Source organism: Novosphingobium sp., assembly GCF_036733805.1.
In the GTDB taxonomy this organism is placed as follows: Bacteria; Pseudomonadota; Alphaproteobacteria; order Sphingomonadales; family Sphingomonadaceae; genus Novosphingobium.
In genome coordinates, this window is the sequence record NZ_DAIMZT010000023.1 from 24300 (window position 1) to 42991 (window position 18692).

The 18692-nt window shown below is 62.2% G+C and carries 9 protein-coding genes; 8 read left to right on the plus strand and 1 reads right to left on the minus strand.

Features of this window, described 5'->3' with window-relative positions:
- The first annotated feature begins 423 nt into the window (after positions 1-423).
- The 6 genes from V7D69_RS07550 to V7D69_RS07575 are packed head-to-tail and all read left to right on the plus strand — an operon-like array spanning position 424 to position 14252.
- Positions 424-7437 (plus strand): DUF5801 repeats-in-toxin domain-containing protein, encoded by a 7014-nt coding sequence (locus V7D69_RS07550; RefSeq protein WP_333605472.1) that lies wholly within the window; start codon positions 424-426, stop codon positions 7435-7437.
- A gap of 37 nt (positions 7438-7474) precedes the next feature.
- Positions 7475-8191, plus strand: coding sequence for an OmpA family protein (locus tag V7D69_RS07555; protein WP_333605473.1), 717 nt, complete (start codon positions 7475-7477; stop codon positions 8189-8191).
- A 20-nt stretch (positions 8192-8211) separates the two neighbouring features.
- Positions 8212-9606: a TolC family protein gene (locus V7D69_RS07560; protein ID WP_333605474.1), complete on the plus strand. Its 1395-nt coding sequence runs from the start codon at positions 8212-8214 to the stop codon at positions 9604-9606.
- A gap of 49 nt (positions 9607-9655) precedes the next feature.
- On the plus strand, positions 9656-11812 hold the full coding sequence (locus V7D69_RS07565) for an ATP-binding cassette domain-containing protein (protein WP_324061272.1): 2157 nt from the start codon (positions 9656-9658) through the stop codon (positions 11810-11812).
- Positions 11809-12960: a cell wall hydrolase gene (locus V7D69_RS07570; RefSeq protein WP_333605475.1), complete on the plus strand. Its 1152-nt coding sequence runs from the start codon at positions 11809-11811 to the stop codon at positions 12958-12960. Before V7D69_RS07565 ends, V7D69_RS07570 begins: the two co-directional genes overlap by 4 nt.
- Positions 12957-14252, plus strand: coding sequence for an HlyD family type I secretion periplasmic adaptor subunit (locus V7D69_RS07575; protein WP_324061270.1), 1296 nt, complete (start codon positions 12957-12959; stop codon positions 14250-14252). Before V7D69_RS07570 ends, V7D69_RS07575 begins: the two co-directional genes overlap by 4 nt.
- A 6-nt stretch (positions 14253-14258) precedes the next feature.
- Here V7D69_RS07575 and V7D69_RS07580 read toward each other — a convergent pair whose 3' ends face one another.
- Positions 14259-15194, minus strand: coding sequence for a transglutaminase-like cysteine peptidase (locus tag V7D69_RS07580; RefSeq protein WP_333605476.1), 936 nt, complete (start codon positions 15192-15194; stop codon positions 14259-14261).
- Positions 15195-15329: 135 nt separating this feature from the next.
- Here V7D69_RS07580 and V7D69_RS07585 point away from each other — a divergent pair, with 135 nt between their 5' ends.
- A complete protein-coding gene (locus tag V7D69_RS07585) occupies positions 15330-16934 on the plus strand; it encodes an ATP-binding protein (RefSeq protein WP_333605477.1) in 1605 nt (534 codons plus the stop codon).
- 81 nt (positions 16935-17015) lie between these two features.
- Positions 17016-18566: an ArnT family glycosyltransferase gene (locus tag V7D69_RS07590; RefSeq protein ID WP_333605478.1), complete on the plus strand. Its 1551-nt coding sequence runs from the start codon at positions 17016-17018 to the stop codon at positions 18564-18566.
- Positions 18567-18692 lie beyond the last annotated feature (126 nt).

Below are 18692 nucleotides of genomic sequence, written 5' to 3' on the forward strand. Positions count from 1 at the left end.
GATTACGTGGTTGCGTCTTCTGCGGTGTTAGTTAAGTACAACTACTAGAATGGTGCCGATTTGGCACAGCGCCATCTAGGCAGGCGGACGGCGTCGCCGGACGAAATGCAAATAAATCTTTTATTTTCAATTCTTTGTTTGCTAATTCCGTGCGTTGTCGCAACTTTCCTCAGGTAAGCCAATTAGTTAACGTACTTGCAACCCCGTTAAGCGCGTGGAATGTGCATGTTTACCGGGAGTAAAACCGAGTCGGACAGTGGAATATCTCTCCACGTTTCCACGAGCTTAGCTTTTCTTCCCGGCGATGGGGCGCATTGGCAGGTTAGGGGGAAACGGGCAGACGCGCGCGCCAACTCACTTGCCATCGCGACCGGTTAGACCAAGCGCGGAATTTCGCGGGCGGTCGCTGCGGGGGTGCAGGCGATGGAATACAACGCGGGTCATGAAGCTGGCCGTGATTTCGAATCCGATCCGTCGGGCAGAGACGCTACTCCTGCGGCGCATGGTGCCCGCGCAGCGCGCGCATCGCATGGGCATCATACACATCATGGCGCGCACAAAGCGGCGGTTGCAACTACGGCCGGGCACGGGGACGGCCTCCCGCTGACCCCTGATGCCAACGGCGTCGTCGTGCTTCCGGCAGGCGCTACGTTGGATGATGTGCATGTGCATGGCCGCGATCTTGTGGTCGACATGCCTGACGGACGGATGTTCGTCATACACGATGGGGCGGTTTTCGTGCCAACCATCGTCGTTGCCGGGGTCGAAGTCCCCCCGCTGAACCTGGCTGCTTATCTCACGGGCAACGAGCCGCAGCCCGCCGCCGGTCCGGCCGCCAGCTCGGGCGGCAACTTCGCCGATCCAGTGGGGCCGATCCAGCCCGCGTACGGGCTAGGCAACTTGTTGCCATACACCGAACTGCATTTCCCGAGCGAGCCACAGCGCGAAGTCCTTCCGGGTCTCGTCAATCATCTGCCGGACGTAACCATATCGACCGGCGATGGCCCAGCTACCCATGACGCGCTGGCCACTGTCGATGAAGCCGGCCTGCCGGCGCAGCGCGTCGACGGCGTTGTCGAGTCGGCAGGATCAAGCGCCGGAAACGGGTCAGACCAGATCAGCGGATCCATCTTCATCACCGCGCAGGACGGCCTTGCTTCCCTGACGATTAACGGCGTGACGGTTAACGGCGTTGCCGGTCAGCAGATCACCACCAGCACCGGCGTGTTGACGCTGGGCGCGCTGAGCGGCGATCACCTGAACTTCACATATCTTCTTACCGACAATACCTCCGGGGATAACACCTCCGATCATTTCACAGTGGTGGTTACTGACGCCAATGGCGATAAAGCCACGTCAACGCTGACTGTGAATGTGGCGGACGATGTGCCCACGGCCAGACCAGACACGGCGATCGTCCCTGCTCATGATTTCTCGGCGCATTCGGGCAATGTCATCACCGGCGCGGGCACTACAAGCGGAGCTTCGGGCGCTGACACTAAAGGCGCGGACGGCGCTTCGGTGACCGGAATCCATGCCGGTGCGACCGGCGCCTTCTCCGGGATCACCTCGCCCATCGTCGGCCAATACGGCACGTTGAACATCAGCGGAGACGGTAGTTTCACATATACCCGCGCGGTGAACACACCCGGCGGCGTGACGGATACCTTCACGTATCAGATCACGGACGGCGATGGCGATACATCGAACGCCACCCTGGCGATCAATATCTCCAACAGTCCGCCGATGATTACCGAGGTGCCGGGGGCGGGTGACAGCACCACAGTTTTTGAAAGCCTTTTGCCGCCAACCACTGCAACCCGCATGGACGAATCGGCAGGCTCGATTTTCACCTCCGGCTCCGAGGGTACGAGCGGCACGATCGGCTTCACCTCGCCTGACGGGGTGGGGAGCGTCACCGTCGATGGAACGGTGCTGACGACAGGGTCCCTGCCGCAAGTGGTCGCCTCCGACCAGACCGGCACTTTGACCATTACCTCATACAATTATGATCCGGTGACCGGCGCTGGCTCGATCGGTTATACTTATACGCTGACTGATAATACGCTGAACACCAATGGCAGCACCGTTCCGGTTACTCTGACGGTCACTGACCTCGACGGCGATCACGCCACCGGCAATTTCAACATCACCATCGTTGATGACCATCCGATTGCGGTGGACGATGCCGCCCAAAGCGTGGTGGAGGGTGGCGCTGCGCTTTCTGGCAATGTCATGACTAATGACACGTCGGGTGCCGATGGCGCACACGTAACCTCGGTAACGATCGGCGGGGTGACGACGGCAGTCGCGGTTTCGGGCACGACCGTGGTCGACACCGCCTTGGGGCATTACACCATCACGGCAGGCGGCGACTGGACCTTCGCGCCCAACAGCAATCTCAACAATGCGAATGGGGTCGATGCCTCGTTCCATTACACGATCACTGACGGCGACGGCGACACCGCATCGGCGAACCAGCCGATCACCGTGACTGACGGCGCCGGGCCGAGCGCGGGCGAGCCGATCACGCTGACAGTGAGCGACCAACACCTTCCCGATGGTTCGGCGCCGCTGGCGACGGACAGCGACAGTCACTCGATCACTTTCACGCCCGGTTCGGATGCGATCACCTCCATCGTCTTCGCGCAGGATCTAAGCGGACTGCATACTGACAATCTGACCTGGACGCGCCTGTCCGACACTGAGGTGGTGGGCAAGGACTCGGGCACCGGTCTGACGGTGGTTACCCTGGACCTGGCGGTAAATGGCAACGTGGCGACTGTCACGGCGACGCAAACCAGCAATTACGACGCGCATTCGCCGCTAACGGGCCCAGACCTTGCAGCGCTGGGCGCGATCGGCATAGTCGCGACTGACACTGATGGGGACACGGCCACAGGCACGGTCAGCGTGGGGATTGTCGACGATGTTCCCAGCATCGGTCTGGCTGAAGCCGCGCCGCCGGTGCTGACGGTCGATGAGACGATGCTGGATACCGCCGCGCACAGCAGCTTCGCGGGGGTGTTTACCAGCAGCTATGGCGCTGACGGCCCTGGCGCTGTGACATACGCACTCGGAATCAGTTCAACCGTCTCGGGCCTGGTTGACACCGCCACAGGAGAGCCGGTCGCGCTCAGCATGAACGGCGGCATGATCGAGGGGCAGATCTCGGGTGGCACGGTCGTCTTCACGATCAGCGTTGACGCCTTCGGCGATGTAACCTTCGACCAGTTGCGTGCCGTGGTTCATCCGGACGCTACGAACAGCAACGATCCAGTCAGCCTGCCCGCTGATCTCGTCACTTTGACTGCAACCATCACGGACGGTGATGGCGATCATGCCGCCCAAGTCGCGAACATTGGCTCCTCCTTCGTAATCCTCGACGATGGCCCCACGGCGACGGCGACGGCGGCTCCTTCGTCGGTTGCGTCGCTGGATGAGACGGCGACGTCGAGCACGGCGGCGACGCTGGGGGTGAGCAACATCGGCAACGATCCCGATGTGGCGGGATCGGGTGCGATTGCGCATGCGACGAGCCTGGCGGCGGTGGTGACGGCGGGAGGCGTGTTTGGGGCTGATGGCCCGAACGCCACGAACCCGCTGACGTATGCGTTGACGGTGAGCAATGCGGTCTCGGGCCTGTCAGTGACGGACGGTTCGACGATCTCGCTGCACCTGGAGAGCGGGGTGATTGTCGGCCGGGTCGATAGCGGCGCGTTTGCCGGCCAGGCGGCCTTTGCGCTGTCGATCAATGCGACGAGCGGGGTGGTGACGGTCGAGCAGTATCTCTCGCTGCACAACCCGGACACGACCAACCCGGACGACATTGTTCACCTGGCTGCGGGCAGCCTGGGGGTGACGGTGACGCGCGTTGACGGAGACGGCGATGTCGCCACCTCCGCCGCCGCCGATATCTCCGGACAGATCCAGTTCCATGACGATGGGCCGGTGGCGCATCTTGACACCGGCGGCGTGAGCGAGGGTGCGTTGCTTTCTGTCGACGCGGCGAACGGTGTCCTGTCGAATGATGCGCTTGGTGCGGATGGTCCGGTGGCGATCGCCGGTGCGGTGACCGGGGTGGTCGCGGGCACTTCGGCGGTTGCGGTGGCAGGCGGCGTAGGGACCGGCATCCCCGGCACTTACGGCACGCTGACGCTTTATGCGGATGGCCATTACACGTATCAGGCCAATTCGAACGCGATCACGTCCGACAAGCAGGACGTGTTCACTTACACGATCACCGATGGCGACGGCGATACCTCGACGACGACGCTGACGATCGACGTGGCGAACGTCACGCTGGTTGCCGACAACCAGACGCAGACCGTCTACGAGGCCGCGCTCGATACCACGGTGAGCGGAAATGACCTGGGTGCCGGTACGGTGACAGGCAGCAATCCTTCGCTGGCGACCGAGACCACGACCGGCACGCTCCATGTCACGGGTGCCACAGGCTACGTCGCTCAGAGCGTGACGACGGCGCACGGCATCTTCCAGCTCAACACCGATGGTACTTACACGTACACGCTGACCGCGCCTTACGCGACGACGCCTTCGACCAATAATGGCCCCAACAGCGTCGCCGGTGACAGCTTCACGTATACCGCGCATGACGGGGACGGGAACACGGTTACCGGGACGATCAGCGTCAACGTCATCGATGACGTGCCTTCGGCGACGGCGACGGCGGCTCCTTCGTCGGTTGCGTCGCTGGATGAGACGGCGACGTCGAGCACGGCGGCGACGCTGGGGGTGAGCAACATCGGCAACGATCCCGATGTGGCGGGATCGGGTGCGATTGCGCATGCGACGAGCCTGGCGGCGGTGGTGACGGCGGGAGGCGTGTTTGGGGCTGATGGCCCGAACGCCACGAACCCGCTGACGTATGCGTTGACGGTGAGCAATGCGGTCTCGGGCCTGTCAGTGACGGACGGTTCGACGATCTCGCTGCACCTGGAGAGCGGGGTGATTGTCGGCCGGGTCGATAGCGGCGCGTTTGCCGGCCAGGCGGCCTTTGCGCTGTCGATCAATGCGACGAGCGGGGTGGTGACGGTCGAGCAGTATCTCTCGCTGCACAACCCGGACACGACCAACCCGGACGACATTGTTCACCTGGCTGCGGGCAGCCTGGGGGTGACGGTGACGCGCGTTGACGGAGACGGCGATGTCGCCACCTCCACCGCCGCCGATATCTCCGGACAGATCCAGTTCCATGACGATGGGCCGACGCTGGGCACGGTGCAAAGCCAGCAGGCAAGCAACGATCCTACGCAGACGCCGGCCGTGGGCACCCTGCATTTCGCGGCGGGAGCCGACGGCGTTGGCAGCGCGATGACCATCACTGCGAACGTCACCGGCCTGACCGTGGGCGGGGTTGCCGTGCATGCGTCGCAAACCGGCAACGTCCTGACCGGTTATCTGGATGTCGATCACAGCGGCACGTTCAACGCCGGAGACACCACGGTCTTCACTTTGACGGTTAATCCGACGGCAAGCACTTCGGGCCAATACACGTTCGATCTCGTAACGCCGCTGGACGGCACCACCACGAACTTCCAGATCGGCCAGGGCAGCTCCTTCGGCAGTGGCCCTAGCAGCAGCGTCATCGTGACTGACAATGCGACGGGCACGCATCTGGTTTACGCTACCGGATGGGCTCCCACGGGGTCCTTTAACGAAGCCAACTGGCTCGCTGGCGGCAATCCTTCGCTAACGCAAACGTCGAACATCAACGGTTCGACCCAAGGTTGGGGCCTTGGGAACAACAACTTCGACAGCGGCGAGTTCATGCGTTTCGATTTCGGTACGCTCAATGACTATGACGGGGCAGGACCCTACACCGTGCCTGGCGGCGTCGTGCCGATAGCCAATGTTTCCTATGCGACTTTCACATTCTTTAACCTCGATGCGGGCGACAAGATCGAGTTCGTTGCGCACTATACGAACAACACCACGCAAGCCTTCACCGTGACCGATCCGGCGCAGACTTCGCTCACCATTTCTTCGCCGGCAGGTGCCAAGATCGCCTGGATAGACACGTATGAATCGAGCGGCACGATCAAGCTGAACCTCACCAACGTGGGGGCCACCAGCACCACGGTCGATCACACGATCCCCTTCACGGTGCAACTGACCGACGGCGATGGCGATCCGACTTCGACCGGTTCATTCAATGTCCATGTTGCGGACGGACTGACGCCTGCCGCGCCGGTTGCGCCGATTGCTCTGGATCTCAACGGCGATGGGCAGATCAGCTACCTGTCGCTCGCCGATGGCGTCACGCATGATTACGGTTCGGGTGCCGTGAATACGGCCTGGGTCGGTCCGCAGGATGGTTTCCTGGCCCACATGACCAGCGGCGGCCTGGAAATTTCCTTCACGCAGGATGCTCCGGGTTCGACGACGGATCTTCAGGCGATCCGCATGGCTTTCGATACCGACGGCGACGGCATGCTTTCCGCAAAGGATGCGGCCTTCGGCACCTTCGGGGTGTGGCAGGATGCCAATCACAACGGCGTGGTCGATGCTGGCGAGTTCAAGACGCTGGCGCAGCTGGGGATCGCCAGCATCAATCTGACGTCGAACAGCGTAGTGTCGAGCGCTGCCAACGGTGATGTCACGATCAATGGCCAGACCACCTATACCAAGGCCGATGGTTCCACGGCCATTGCGCAGGACGTTTCGCTTGCGACCACGCAGTTGAACAAGCTGGCGACGCAGACGACTGAACTGACGTCTACGCTGGCTGCGGCGGCCGGTCTCATGGCGGTGGAGCATACGCAGGCTCCGGCGGCGCCGACAGCCGTGCCGGAAACGACGCCGGCGGCGATGACGACGATGGACCTGCCGGTGCAGCCGCTGACTTTGCCAGCCCAAGCATCGGATCACGCGAAGTCGGTGATCGCCGATCTGCTGGGCGGTAATCAACCCGGCAAGCATAGCGAGTTGCCGGATAGTTCGTCGTCTTCAGTGCATCATGCGTCAGAGCCGACGCATGGCTTGCAGCAGGCGGCTTCGCACGCGGATGGGGGGGCGCACAGTCAGAGTCACGATGCCGGTCACGGCGCCGGGGCTCTGACTGCCGCGAGCGCTCACTTCAACGCGCCGGTGACCGGCCTTATGGAGGCGTTGTTGAATGCCGCGGGCAAGGGCGGGGCTGCTCATGCCGATGCGCCAAAGGCGCCGGATTTGACCGCGGTCAAGGAAGCGTTGCACGAAAGCGTGGCACATCAAGCAGTTGACGCGGTAGTTGCGCATTTCGCGCAAGCTCATGGAGCGGTTCACGCGCAAGTGCCGGCGGCGGGCGTGGAGCAGTTGCTTGCGGCCATGGTTTCGGGTGGAGGCGCGGGGGCAGCCGGCGTTCACCCGGCCATGGCCTTCGCCGGTTTCGAAATGCACCAGACACAGGAAGTACATGCGCACGCGGTTGCCTGAGAGGCATTGCGGTTGGAAGTCGAAGGGGGACTGGATTATGGTGGGGGTTAGGAAGCATACGGCCGCGGCCGGTGCGCTTATATTATGCGCGCTTTCCGGCACCGCATGGGCGCAAACCGATAGCGGCGATCTTATGGCGCTCGACAAGGGAGCGCTGCGCGGCGAAGTCCAGAAGCGGTTCGACGGAGCCGTCGCCAAGACTACGGATGCAACCGTGGTCTCTGCCGATTCCAGCACATATATGTGGGCATCGCAGGCCAAGGCGCAGTGTGGCATCGCGCTGGGTTTTCTAAAAAGCGGCGCCAAGGATCCGGTGAGCGTCGGCAAGTGCGCTGATGCCTATGCGCATATGGAGAACCAGATGCCCGCCGCACAAGCGGCCGTGTTCGTGCCTCCGGCGGCGGCAGCCCCGGCCCCATGCAACAAGGGCCCCTACATCGTCTTCTTTGACTGGAATAGCGCTGCGATTTCGGAGGAAGGTTCGACCATCCTAAACAGCGCAGCGGCCGGAACTGCCGGCTGCACCAGCGGCCGGTTCAGCGTCTCGGGCTATGCGGACCGCTCAGGCAGCGAGACTTACAACATGGCGCTGTCGCAGCGCCGCGCTGATGTGGTGCGCGATTTCCTGACCGGGCAGGGGGTGTCCGCAGCCAATGTGACGACCAAGGCTTTCGGCGAGACCAACCCGCGGGTGCCGACCGCCGACGGCGTACGTGAACTTCAGAACCGCCGCGTCGAAATCACGGTCGAGTGAGAGAACGGAGGGGGACTATCATGTTCAATAAGACCTTGACTGCAAGCGTGGCGCTTCTGCTGGCCGGATCGGCATCAGTCGTGCTTGCTCAATCCGCCCCTGGCGTCAGCATGCAGGAAGCCATCACCACTGCCGTGAACACCAACCCGGAAGTGGCTCAGGCGCAATACAATAAGGAGGCGATCCAGTTCGAGCGCAAACAGGCGCAAGGACTGTATCTGCCGCGCGTCGATGTCGAGGCGTCGGCCGGTGTGCGCCGCCTTGAAAACGCTACACGCCGTTCGCTGGGAATCGCGAACCAGGAACTTTATCCGCTGGACGCTGAAGCGCGGGCGGAATGGACCCTGATCGATTTCGGCTCGCGTCACGGTGAACTGCTTCGCCAGGCTGCGCGCGTTGACGGTGCTTCGCTGCGCGTGCTTGAGCGGTCCGAATACATCGGTCTGCAAGTCGCTCGCCAGTATCTTGACGTGCTGCTCCAACAGCGCATCGTCGCTGCCAGCGCCGATAATGTGAGCTTCCATCAGCTGCTGGCGAAGGATCTAGCGACCGGCGTGTCGCAGGGTTCGATTTCCATCGCCGACCAGCAACAGGCGGAAGAGCGGCTGCAGGCCGCCATGGTCCGCCAGTCCGAAGCCGAACAGGCGCTGGCGGAGGCCAAGATCAAGCTGGGCCGGCTTACCGGGCTGGCGGTCGATCAAGTCGCGATGCCGCCGACGCTTGAGTCTGAGTTACCGGGTTCAGTCGATGACGCCGTCGGATTGGTGCGGACCAACAATCCCCTGGTCAAGGAAGCAGCGGCCGATGTGGACGCTGCGAACGCGCAGGCTTCGAGCGTGAGGGCTGATGGCTATCCCCGCATCGGCGTTGACGCGACCGCTCGCGAGGGGAAGGACATCGACGGGTTCCGTGGGGAGACCACAGACCTGCAGGGCCGCGTTTTCCTGCGTTGGAATATCTTCAATGGCGGCATCAGCCGGGCCAATTATCAGGAGATGGTGCGCCGGGCGAGCGAAGCGCGATACAAGCTCTATCAGATTACCCGAGAGGCCGAGGAGGACGTGCGGGTCGCCTGGTCCACGCTGAACACTCAGCAGCGCATCAGCGATCAATTGGCCAGGGAAAGCCAGGTGTCGGACGATCTGTTGCTGTCCTATCGCAGCCAATTCAATGTGGGGCGGCGTTCCTTGCTGGACGTCCTCGATGCGCAGAACACGCGCTACAACGTCCAGACCCGCTTGGAGACGGCGCGGTTCTCGGCTGTTTTCGCACGCTACCAGATCCTCGCCTCAACCAATCGCTTCATCTCCGGGCTGAATGTGAGCCCCGGCGCCGGCGCGGGCGAGAATGAACGCGACCGGTTCCATTACGGACCGCCCGCGCCAGCTGAAACGCAGTATCGCACAACGCCCTGATGGGCATGCAAAGTGACGTCTGATGGACGCAATACGGAAAGCAACAGGCATGGACGGCAGTCCCGGCATCATGGATGCGCGCAAGGATGAATCCCGGGCGGACGACGAACTGATCGCCTGCATCGGCCAGATCGCCGAACGTTTCGGAGTTGCCTGGGCACCGTCGATGTTCCTCTCGCTGGCACGCGGCGGAGACGGCCGCTTGCCACTGCATCAGGCGGAAGCGGCGCTGGAGTTGCTGGCGCTCAATTGCGATGTGTCGCGCCCGGCCAAGCTGCCTCGGCGGTCGGCCTTCTATCCGGCGATTGTTTCGCAGACCGACGGCAATCCAATCGTTATCCACGAAATCAGGGACGGCGACGCGCTGGTATGGCGAACCGAGACGAAGGCTTCCACCTGGGAACCGCTTGACCATCTGACGGATAGGTTCGGTGGATGGATGGCCACCGTTTTCGGCAATCCCGAAGCATTGCGCGAAGCCGGCGCACCCTGGCGGGAGAAGGCGCAGACGCATTGGTTCTGGAGCGAGATCTACAAGCTGCGCCGCCAATTCTGGCCGGTGCTCATGGCCTCGATCCTGGTCAATGTTCTGGCGCTCTCGCTGCCATTGTTCTCGATGAATGTCTATGATCGCGTGATCCCCAACCGGGCGCAGTCGACATTATGGGTACTGGCGATCGGGGTGCTGCTGGCGTTTGCGCTGGACTTTTCGATCCGCCGTGCACGCACGAAGGTGCTGGACGAAATCGGGCGCGAGCTTGATCTCAAGCTTTCGCAGAAGATCTATTCCAAGGTTCTGGCCGCGCCACTGGCGGGCCGCAAAGGGCAGACCGGCAATCTGGTGGCGCGCGTGTCCGACTTTTCGACCGTGCGGGATTTCTTCGCCTCTACCACGATAGTGTTGATGGTGGACATGGCGTTCCTGTTCCTGTTCCTTGTCATCATCGTTTATTTGGCGGGGTGGCTGGTCTTCGTCCCTCTCTCAGCCGCGGCCGGAATGGCCGTTTTCGGCCTGCGTCTGCAGCGCAAGATGGACAAGGTGGCGGTCGAGGCGCAGATCGATCACGGATTGCAACAAACGCTGCTAGTCGAATCCCTGTCGAGCATCGAAACGCTTAAGAGCCTGGGCGGCGAAGGGGTGATGATCGGACGATGGCGACGCCTGGCGGAGTTGGGCTCGCAATCGCAGAGGCACTTGCGGGACATCAGCTCGACCGCGATCAGCCTTGCCTCCACTTTCCAGCAGATCTCGAGCATTGGCCTGATTATCGGCGGGTATTACCTGTTCGATGCCGGCAAGATCACGATGGGCGCGATCATCGCGATCGTGATGCTGGCGTCGCGATCGCTCTCTCCGGCCTCGCAGTTCGCCTATCTGCTCACCCGCAGCCAGCAGGCGCGCCAAGTGCTGGATTCATTGCAAAGGCTGTGGGTCGAACCGGACGAACGCACGATGGGCAGCACTTCACTGACCCCGCAAGTGCGGTCGGCGGCAGTTGTGCTGGATAATCTGGAGTTCAGCTATCCGGAAGCATCGACGCCCTCTCTGAGCGGAATCAACCTGCAAGTGCGTCCGGGCGATCGCATCGCCATTATCGGCAAGGTCGCTTCCGGCAAATCCACGCTCGGCCGGGTTGTATGCGGCCTTTATCAGGCGACCGGCGGCGCGATGTTGATCGACGGTATCGACAGCCGGCAATACCGGCCGCAGGACTTGCGCGCCGCCTATCGCTTCGTAGGTCAGGACGCGGCGCTGTTCAGTGGCTCCATCAAGGACAATCTGTCCGTAGGGGCCGGGGTTGTGCATGATGAAGCCCTGCTGGCGGCGCTGCGCAACGTGGGGGCCGATCAGGTCCTTTCGAAGGACGCGGGGGGATTCGATCGCGCAGTGGGCGAAGCGGGCACGCGCCTTTCGGGCGGGCAGAGGTCGATGCTGTCACTGGCGCGCTCGCTCGTCAGCCCGTCCACGCTTCTGTTCCTGGACGAGCCGACCGGGGCGATGGACAGCGAAACCGAGAAACTCTTCGTCGAGCGCTTGTCCCAATCCCTGACACCTGAACAGACACTGCTTATCGCGACCCATAGACCGGCACTTTTTTCCATTTGCAACCGCATCGTGGTGCTGGACAGCGGCCGGATCGTGGCAGACGGTCCGCGCGACGAAATCATTTCTTCCGCAGGCGCGGGGCTGCAGAACCGGACATGAGCGCGACCCTCTCATTCACGCATCACGCGGAACGCCATCCGGGTTTCGGGATGCCCTGGACCATCGGACATCGCGTATTCATCGCATTGACCTGCACTGTATTCGTGCTGTTTCTGACCAGTGGCGCGCAACTTGGCGCGGCGCTTGAGCTGTTCGGCTTTCACAGATCGGCGGAGGCGGTGGCTGCGCCGGTGGTCCGAAAGCCCACCATCGACCTTTCGACGATCACGGTCGATGACAAGGCGCAACTTATCGTCGAGGGGCAGGAAGCGCAGCAGCGCAATGCGCTAATCCCGTTGTCGCGTCAGCCCTTGGGCCATGTGACTGGCTTCAATCTGGTTCCGGCAGCGGGCGGCACTTATGCTACCGCTCTCAAGTGCCTGGCTCAGGCCGTTTACTACGAAGCAGCGGTTGAGCCGCTGCAGGGCCGGCGCGCCGTTGCGCAAGTGGTGCTTAACCGGATGCGCCATCCCGGTTATCCCGACACCGTCTGCGGCGTGGTGTACCAAGGCGCGGAACGCGCCACCGGCTGCCAGTTCAGCTTCACTTGCGACGGCTCATTGCTGCGCCAGCCGATGGCCGGCCCATGGCGGCAGGCGGAGGACGTGGCACGGGCCGCGCTGGCAGGGTACGTCGAACCCAGCGTTGGCACGGCAACGTATTATCATGCGGACTATGTGCTGCCGAAGTGGGCGTTCCAACTCGACAAGATCGAGCAGATCGGACGCCACATCTTTTACCGACTGCCGGGACGATGGGGCGGTGGTAGCGCCTTTTTGGCGCGCTATGGCGGTTTCGAACGGATTCCGGCGCTCGATTTCACAGCGTTGCGCGCCCGCGCCGCGGAACGGCCCCAAAACGAGGAGAATTTGGTGCCGGGCCTCAGCGTGCCGCCGCTCGTTTCCGACCGGCATGCCGAAAGCGATGTTGGCGGTAGGTTGGACGTGACCAAGCAGTGGCGCCTGAGCATTCCCGATCCCGTCGCCGCCAGCAGCCGTTATCGGCAGGCGATCGGTGCCGAGGCGGGTGGCCCAGCGGAGGGGAGCGCAAAGCGGTCTACCGATGTAGCTGCCGGATCAGGTGAAGTATCCGCGCAGCCGCGTGCCAGCGTCGGCGCGGCGCAATTGGACAATAGGCCGGTCGGATGATGGACGCTTCTATTTCAACACTTCGGCGCCGGGTAGGTTATCGCGACTGGGACCCCAATCGCCGGTTGATCGTGCTCAGCTTTTTGACGGTGCTTCTGCTGACGTTGTGGGGCGGTCTTGCGCACATCGACGAAGTTACGCGCGGCATGGGCAAAGTGGTGCCCTCCAGCAAGGCGCAGCTCGTGCAGGCCGCCAGCCCGGCTACAGTCAGCGCGATTTTGGTACGGCCGGGGCAGATGGTGAGAAAAGGCCAGCTCTTGGTGAAGTTGGACGATTCGCAGTCATCCTCTGCGCTGGGGCAGCTTCAGGCCGAGAATGAACGGCTTTCGGCCCGCGCAGCGCGGCTTGAGGACGAAGGCAACGGCAACGGCACCGGCACCGATTGTGCCGAGGGATCGGTCTGTCAGGATGAGGCGCGCCTGGCGCTGGTCCGTAAGGAAGCCGCGCATAGCAAGCAAAGCGCGCTTTCGGCCGCAGTGGACCAACGCCGGCAGGACTTGCGCGAAGGCCAGGCCACTGTCGCCTCGCTCGAAAACAGCGTGAAGCTCGCTCAGGATCAGGTCAACATGCTGGCTCCGTTGGCCGCCAAGAAGGTGGTGCCGCAGACGGAGCTGCTGACTGCACAGCGCGAGCTTGTCGATCTGCAGGGTAAGCTCTCAGCCGCACGGCAAGGCGCCTTGCGCGCGCAGGCGGCGATCGCAGAGGCGGAAGCGCAACTGCGCCAGGCCCAATTCGATTTCCGCCAGGAAGCGCTTAACGAACACAATGAGGTGGCCACCAAGATCGCGGTCAATCAGGAATCGATCAAGGGCGCGGCAGCCCGCCTGCAGCGCAACGAATTGCGCGCGCCGGCCACTGGCTATGTCAATGATGTGAAAGTGACCACGGTCGGCGGTTTCGTGAACGCGGGCGAGCAGCTTATGCAGATCGTGCCGGTAGGCGACAAGCTTCTGGTGGAAGCGCGCGTCGCGCCGAAGGATATCGCCTTCATCAAGGTGGGAGACCGGGCGAACGTCAAGGTTACCGCTTATGACTTTTCGATCTATGGCGGGTTGACCGGCGAAGTGCGCAATATCAGCGCTGACAGCATCTATGACGAGGTGGAGAAGCAGGCGTATTACAGCGTCATGGTCGAGACCGACCGCGCCTACATCGTCAAGAACGGTCAGCGCCTGCCGATCATGCCCGGCATGATTTGCGACGTGGAGATCATCACTGGGCGCAAGAGCATTCTGACTTATCTGTTCAAGCCAGTCCTGCGTGCATTCAGCGAGGCGCTGACCGAACGCTGAAGGGGTTCAATAGCCGTGCAACCACTTCTGCGAGCTGTTGAACGAGAGGACGGGCTGGTAATCGTAGCTTTGCGAGCCGTCGAGCAGCCGATCTGTGGCGTTGTCAAGAAGCCAGTATCGCCCATCCAGCTTGACGATAAGCAGCGCGTGGTCGGCGCGCCGGTCAAGGTCGCGCGCGATCGTCAGGTACATGTCGGCACGCGGCACGCCCAGTGCGGCGAGGATTTGCATCTTGGCGATAGCGATATCTTCGCAATCGCCCGCGCCGCGCTTCAGAGTGGCGCCGGCGCTCGCCCAGTAGTCGGCGCGGTGATAGAGCTTGCTGTCTTCCTCATAACGGATACGAGCGTTGGACCAGGCATTGACGGCGGCGAGAGTGGCGACAGTGGGCGCGCCGGGAGCGCTGCCTATCAGAGAGGTCACGTAGCCGCGCGAAAGCCCGTCATGGCTCACCCGGTTCCATGCGCTGTCGAAAGCGGTCTTGCGCACCACCAGGCGGCGGCTGCCCAGGAAATCGTCAGGATTGGCCGGGACGGGCGAGCGCCGGAACCCCGGCTGGAAACCGGTGAGCGGGGAAAAGGGCAGCGCCAGGCGCTGGCAGTTCATTGGCGCGGCGGCTGGGGCCAGTCCCGCGCCGGGCACCGTACTGGCGGCGGCGCTGGCTATGGCGCTGCCGCCGCCGCCCGCCTGCTGTTGCCGGATCAGGTCGAGCTGGCTGACCTGCCCCCCCAGGATCGCCGCCGATTTTGCGGGCCCTTGCGCCACCGGCTGTCCCAGACGCGGATCGAGCGCCGCGCCGCAGTCCTGAGCTCCGCCGAACGCAGCCACCGCAAAGGTGGGCAGCTCGATCGCGGCGATCGGTATGGCCTGGGCAGGCGTCGCCATCGCGAACGGAAATCCCGCGAAGGCCGCCGCGCAGGCGAGAAGGCGGTGTTTTCTCATGACACCGCTTTTCGCCCGGCAAAGTCACCATGCGGTGGACAGCTTTGGTTACCTCGCCCTTCATTATATTTGGATCGCGCAATTTATGACAAAGTACGGCAGCACAGGCTTATAAGTTAAGCGCAGGGGGTAAAGATGGGCAACGAACAGCAAGCCCGGCTGGGACGGGTTCTGGACACGACCGGAGACCGAGTGGTCTGCCGCCTCGATCGTGAAGTGCTGGGCCGCGCGCGCGGGGCGGAGGCAGAGGGCGATCTGGCGGCAGCCTCCATCGGGGGGCTGTGCAAGATCGCGGTGGGCCCATTGCTGCTGGTGGCGTCTCTGGGTGCGCTGCGGGAAGACCGGTCGGACCCCGCCTTCGTGCTGGCGGAGCTGGAATATGTCGGGGAAGGAATGGCCGATGCGGCAGGCCGGCTGGTGGACTTTCGCCGCGGCATTAGCGCTTATCCGCATCCGGGCGACAGGGTGGACCTGGCTGAGCCGGAGGATTTCCGCCGCATCTTCGCCCCGCCGGACGTGCCGCATGTAACCATCGGCACCGTGTTCCCCACGCAGGACGTGCGCGCGCCGCTGCTGTTCGACCGCCTGCTGGGCCGCCACTTCGCGGTTGTGGGATCGACCGGGGCGGGCAAGTCCACGCTGGTCACGCTGGTGCTGCAGCGGGTTGCCGAGCTGGCGCCGCATGGGCACATCCTGGTGCTCGATCCCCATGGGGAATATGCCCATGCCTTTGGCGATGCCGCGCAAGTGTGGGACGTGGGCAACTTGCGGCTGCCCTATTGGGCGATGAACCTGGAGGAGCATTGCGAGGCGTTCATTCTGCCTTCCGACGCCGGGCGCGGGGCGGAGGCGGACATCATGGCCAAATGCCTGCAGAAGGCTCGTGCCCGCAACGTGCGCATTGCCGACAGCGCGCGGATCACGGCGGACAGCCCGGTCCCTTATCTGCTCAAGGACCTGATCGGCGCGATTGACGAGGAGGCAGGCCGCCTGGAAAAGCTGGCCGACGCTCATGCCTACACGCAGCTTCGGTTGCGGTTGGAGCAGTTCTTCAGCGACAGCCGCTATGGCTTCATCTTCAACACCGATCTCGCCGGCCATTCGCTGGAAGCGTTCCTGGGAGAGATGCTGCGCGTTCCGGGGGAGGGGAGGCCGATCTCGATCATCGATCTGGCCGGCGTGCCGACCGAGGTGGTCAACGTGGTCGTTTCCACCCTGGCGCGCCTGACGCTGGATTTCGCCATTCGCGCCTCTCGTCGGCAATCGATGCCGATCCTGCTGCTGTGTGAAGAGGCGCATCGCTATCTGCCGCACGATCATTCCGCCGTCACTGCCGGGGTGGAGCACCAGTTGGAGCGCATCGCCCGCGAAGGGCGCAAATACGGCGTATGCCTGGGCCTTGTCACGCAGCGTCCCTCGGAACTCTCCGAGACCGCGCTTTCGCAATGCGGCACGATCATTTCGCTGCGGCTCAATAACCCGGAAGATCAGGCCCGGCTAAGGGCCTGCCTGACCGAGGGCGCCCGCGCGCATATCGACATCGTGCCCGCGCTCAAGAACCAGGAATGCCTTATCAGCGGCGAAGGCACGCCGGTGCCGATGCGCGTGCGGATAGACACCCTGGAAGCCGCCCGTCGCCCCGCCTCCGACGATCCCACGTTCAGCGCCGCCTGGCGCGGCGACGCGGGGCAGGAGAAACTGGTGCGGGACGTGGTGGGGAGATGGCGCGAGGGGAGTTAGGGAAGAATGCGTTTGAATGCGGACGCCGAGTCCGTTCGTGTCGAGCGAAGTCGAGACACGTTAGCGCGGGCTGGGCACGTCTTGACTTCGCCCGACACCAACCGAAGCCGGTTTCGTCTTGCGAATTTCCCTGAGGTGCGCACGTACATTGCTCCTTTGGGGGAATGGATGGCTCGACAGCTCCGGCCGATATGGGGGCGGCTGGCGATATTCCTGATAGTGGCCTTGGTCGTCCGAATTTCGACCTTCGGCGATCCCAATCTCCATCCCGACGAGACCTTTTATCTGCTTGTCGGGCATTTGATGCATCAAGGCGAATTGCCTTATGTCGATGTATGGGATCGCAAGCCGCTGGGTTTGTTCATAATATACTACTTCTTTGCGGCCTTTCCAAATCCGGTCATCGCCTATCAAATAGGCGCCTGGCTGTGTACGGCCGTAACAGCGCTTGTTATCAGCGAGATTGTAACTCGCTGGGTCGGGCTCAGAGGCGGGGTGTGTTCCGGCCTTGTCTATATTCTGATGCTTGGCCCGCTGCACGGGTTCGGTGGACAGTCCCCGGTATACTACAATGCGCTGATCGCCCTGGCGGGCCTGCTGGTGATTTTGTCGATCCCGGAACTTAAAGAGGGGCAGGTTTCGGCCCGTGTATATTGGGCCATGCTTGCCGGTGGATGCGCCATCACCGTCAAGCAGACGGCGTTTTTCGAGAGCGCCTTTTTCGGCCTCTTCGTTGCTGTTCTATTATTTCGGAGCTTGGGGATGAATCGTAAATGGTTCTTCCAATGCCTCGCGCTATCGGGTCTGGGCTTGCTGCCTTCGGCCTTTATAATAGCTGCGTATATTCTGAACGGTCATTTCTTCGAGTTCTATCACGCGATGGTGACATCGAATTTCGTCAAGCCGCCGCCGGCACCGTTCAGCGCCGTCCTGAGATGTTATGTCACATATTTGAGCATATGGGTGCCGCTTCTCACGGCACTATCTGCGATGGTGCTCGTTTACGCCGATGAAAGACGAAACGAAGCGGCATTTTTCATCCTCTGGATGGTGGCATCGATCATAGGATTTGTCGCCGTCCCGAACTTCTATCAGCATTATGCTCTGCCTTTGGCGGTAACTATATCGATCCTTGCCGGGTATTTGTATAATAGGCGCATCCTCGGCGGGGGGCTTTTGGTGGCTGCTGCCGGATCACTTTTATATCACTATAATCCCACGGTTTTCGTGAGGACGAAATATTCCATTGCGTCGATGGATCGACTGGCGACCGACGTTAAAGAAACAGAAGGGAACGGGGGGCTGTTCGTTTTCGATGGGCCGCCGCTTTTGTATTATTTCGTTGGGGAGAAACCGCCCAGCCCGCTGGCGTTTCCGATGCATTTCAATCACGCGCTTGAAACGGACGCAAGCCACCTGAAAACGCACGAAGAGCTGGCGCGGGTGCTAGGGCGGCGTCCCGGCTCCATTGTAATGTCAGTCGTGGTCCGCAATCTTCCAGCCGATTTTGTCAGTAGGCGGATGGTTCGCAATTATGTCGATACGAATTGCAGGCTTGTCGATCTGATTGAAACCTTTGAAATACTGCGGACTGACTTGCTTGCGGTCTATGGAAACTGCAACAAGTCATAGCGGAAACGAGCGTAGGCCGGCTGCGTTTATCTTTACAGTCTTTCACTCGACGCGAACGGAGATATTCCGTTTTTATGGGATGGCCCGCCCCTTTTTTCCGGCATCGGATATGATGCCGGTGCTTGA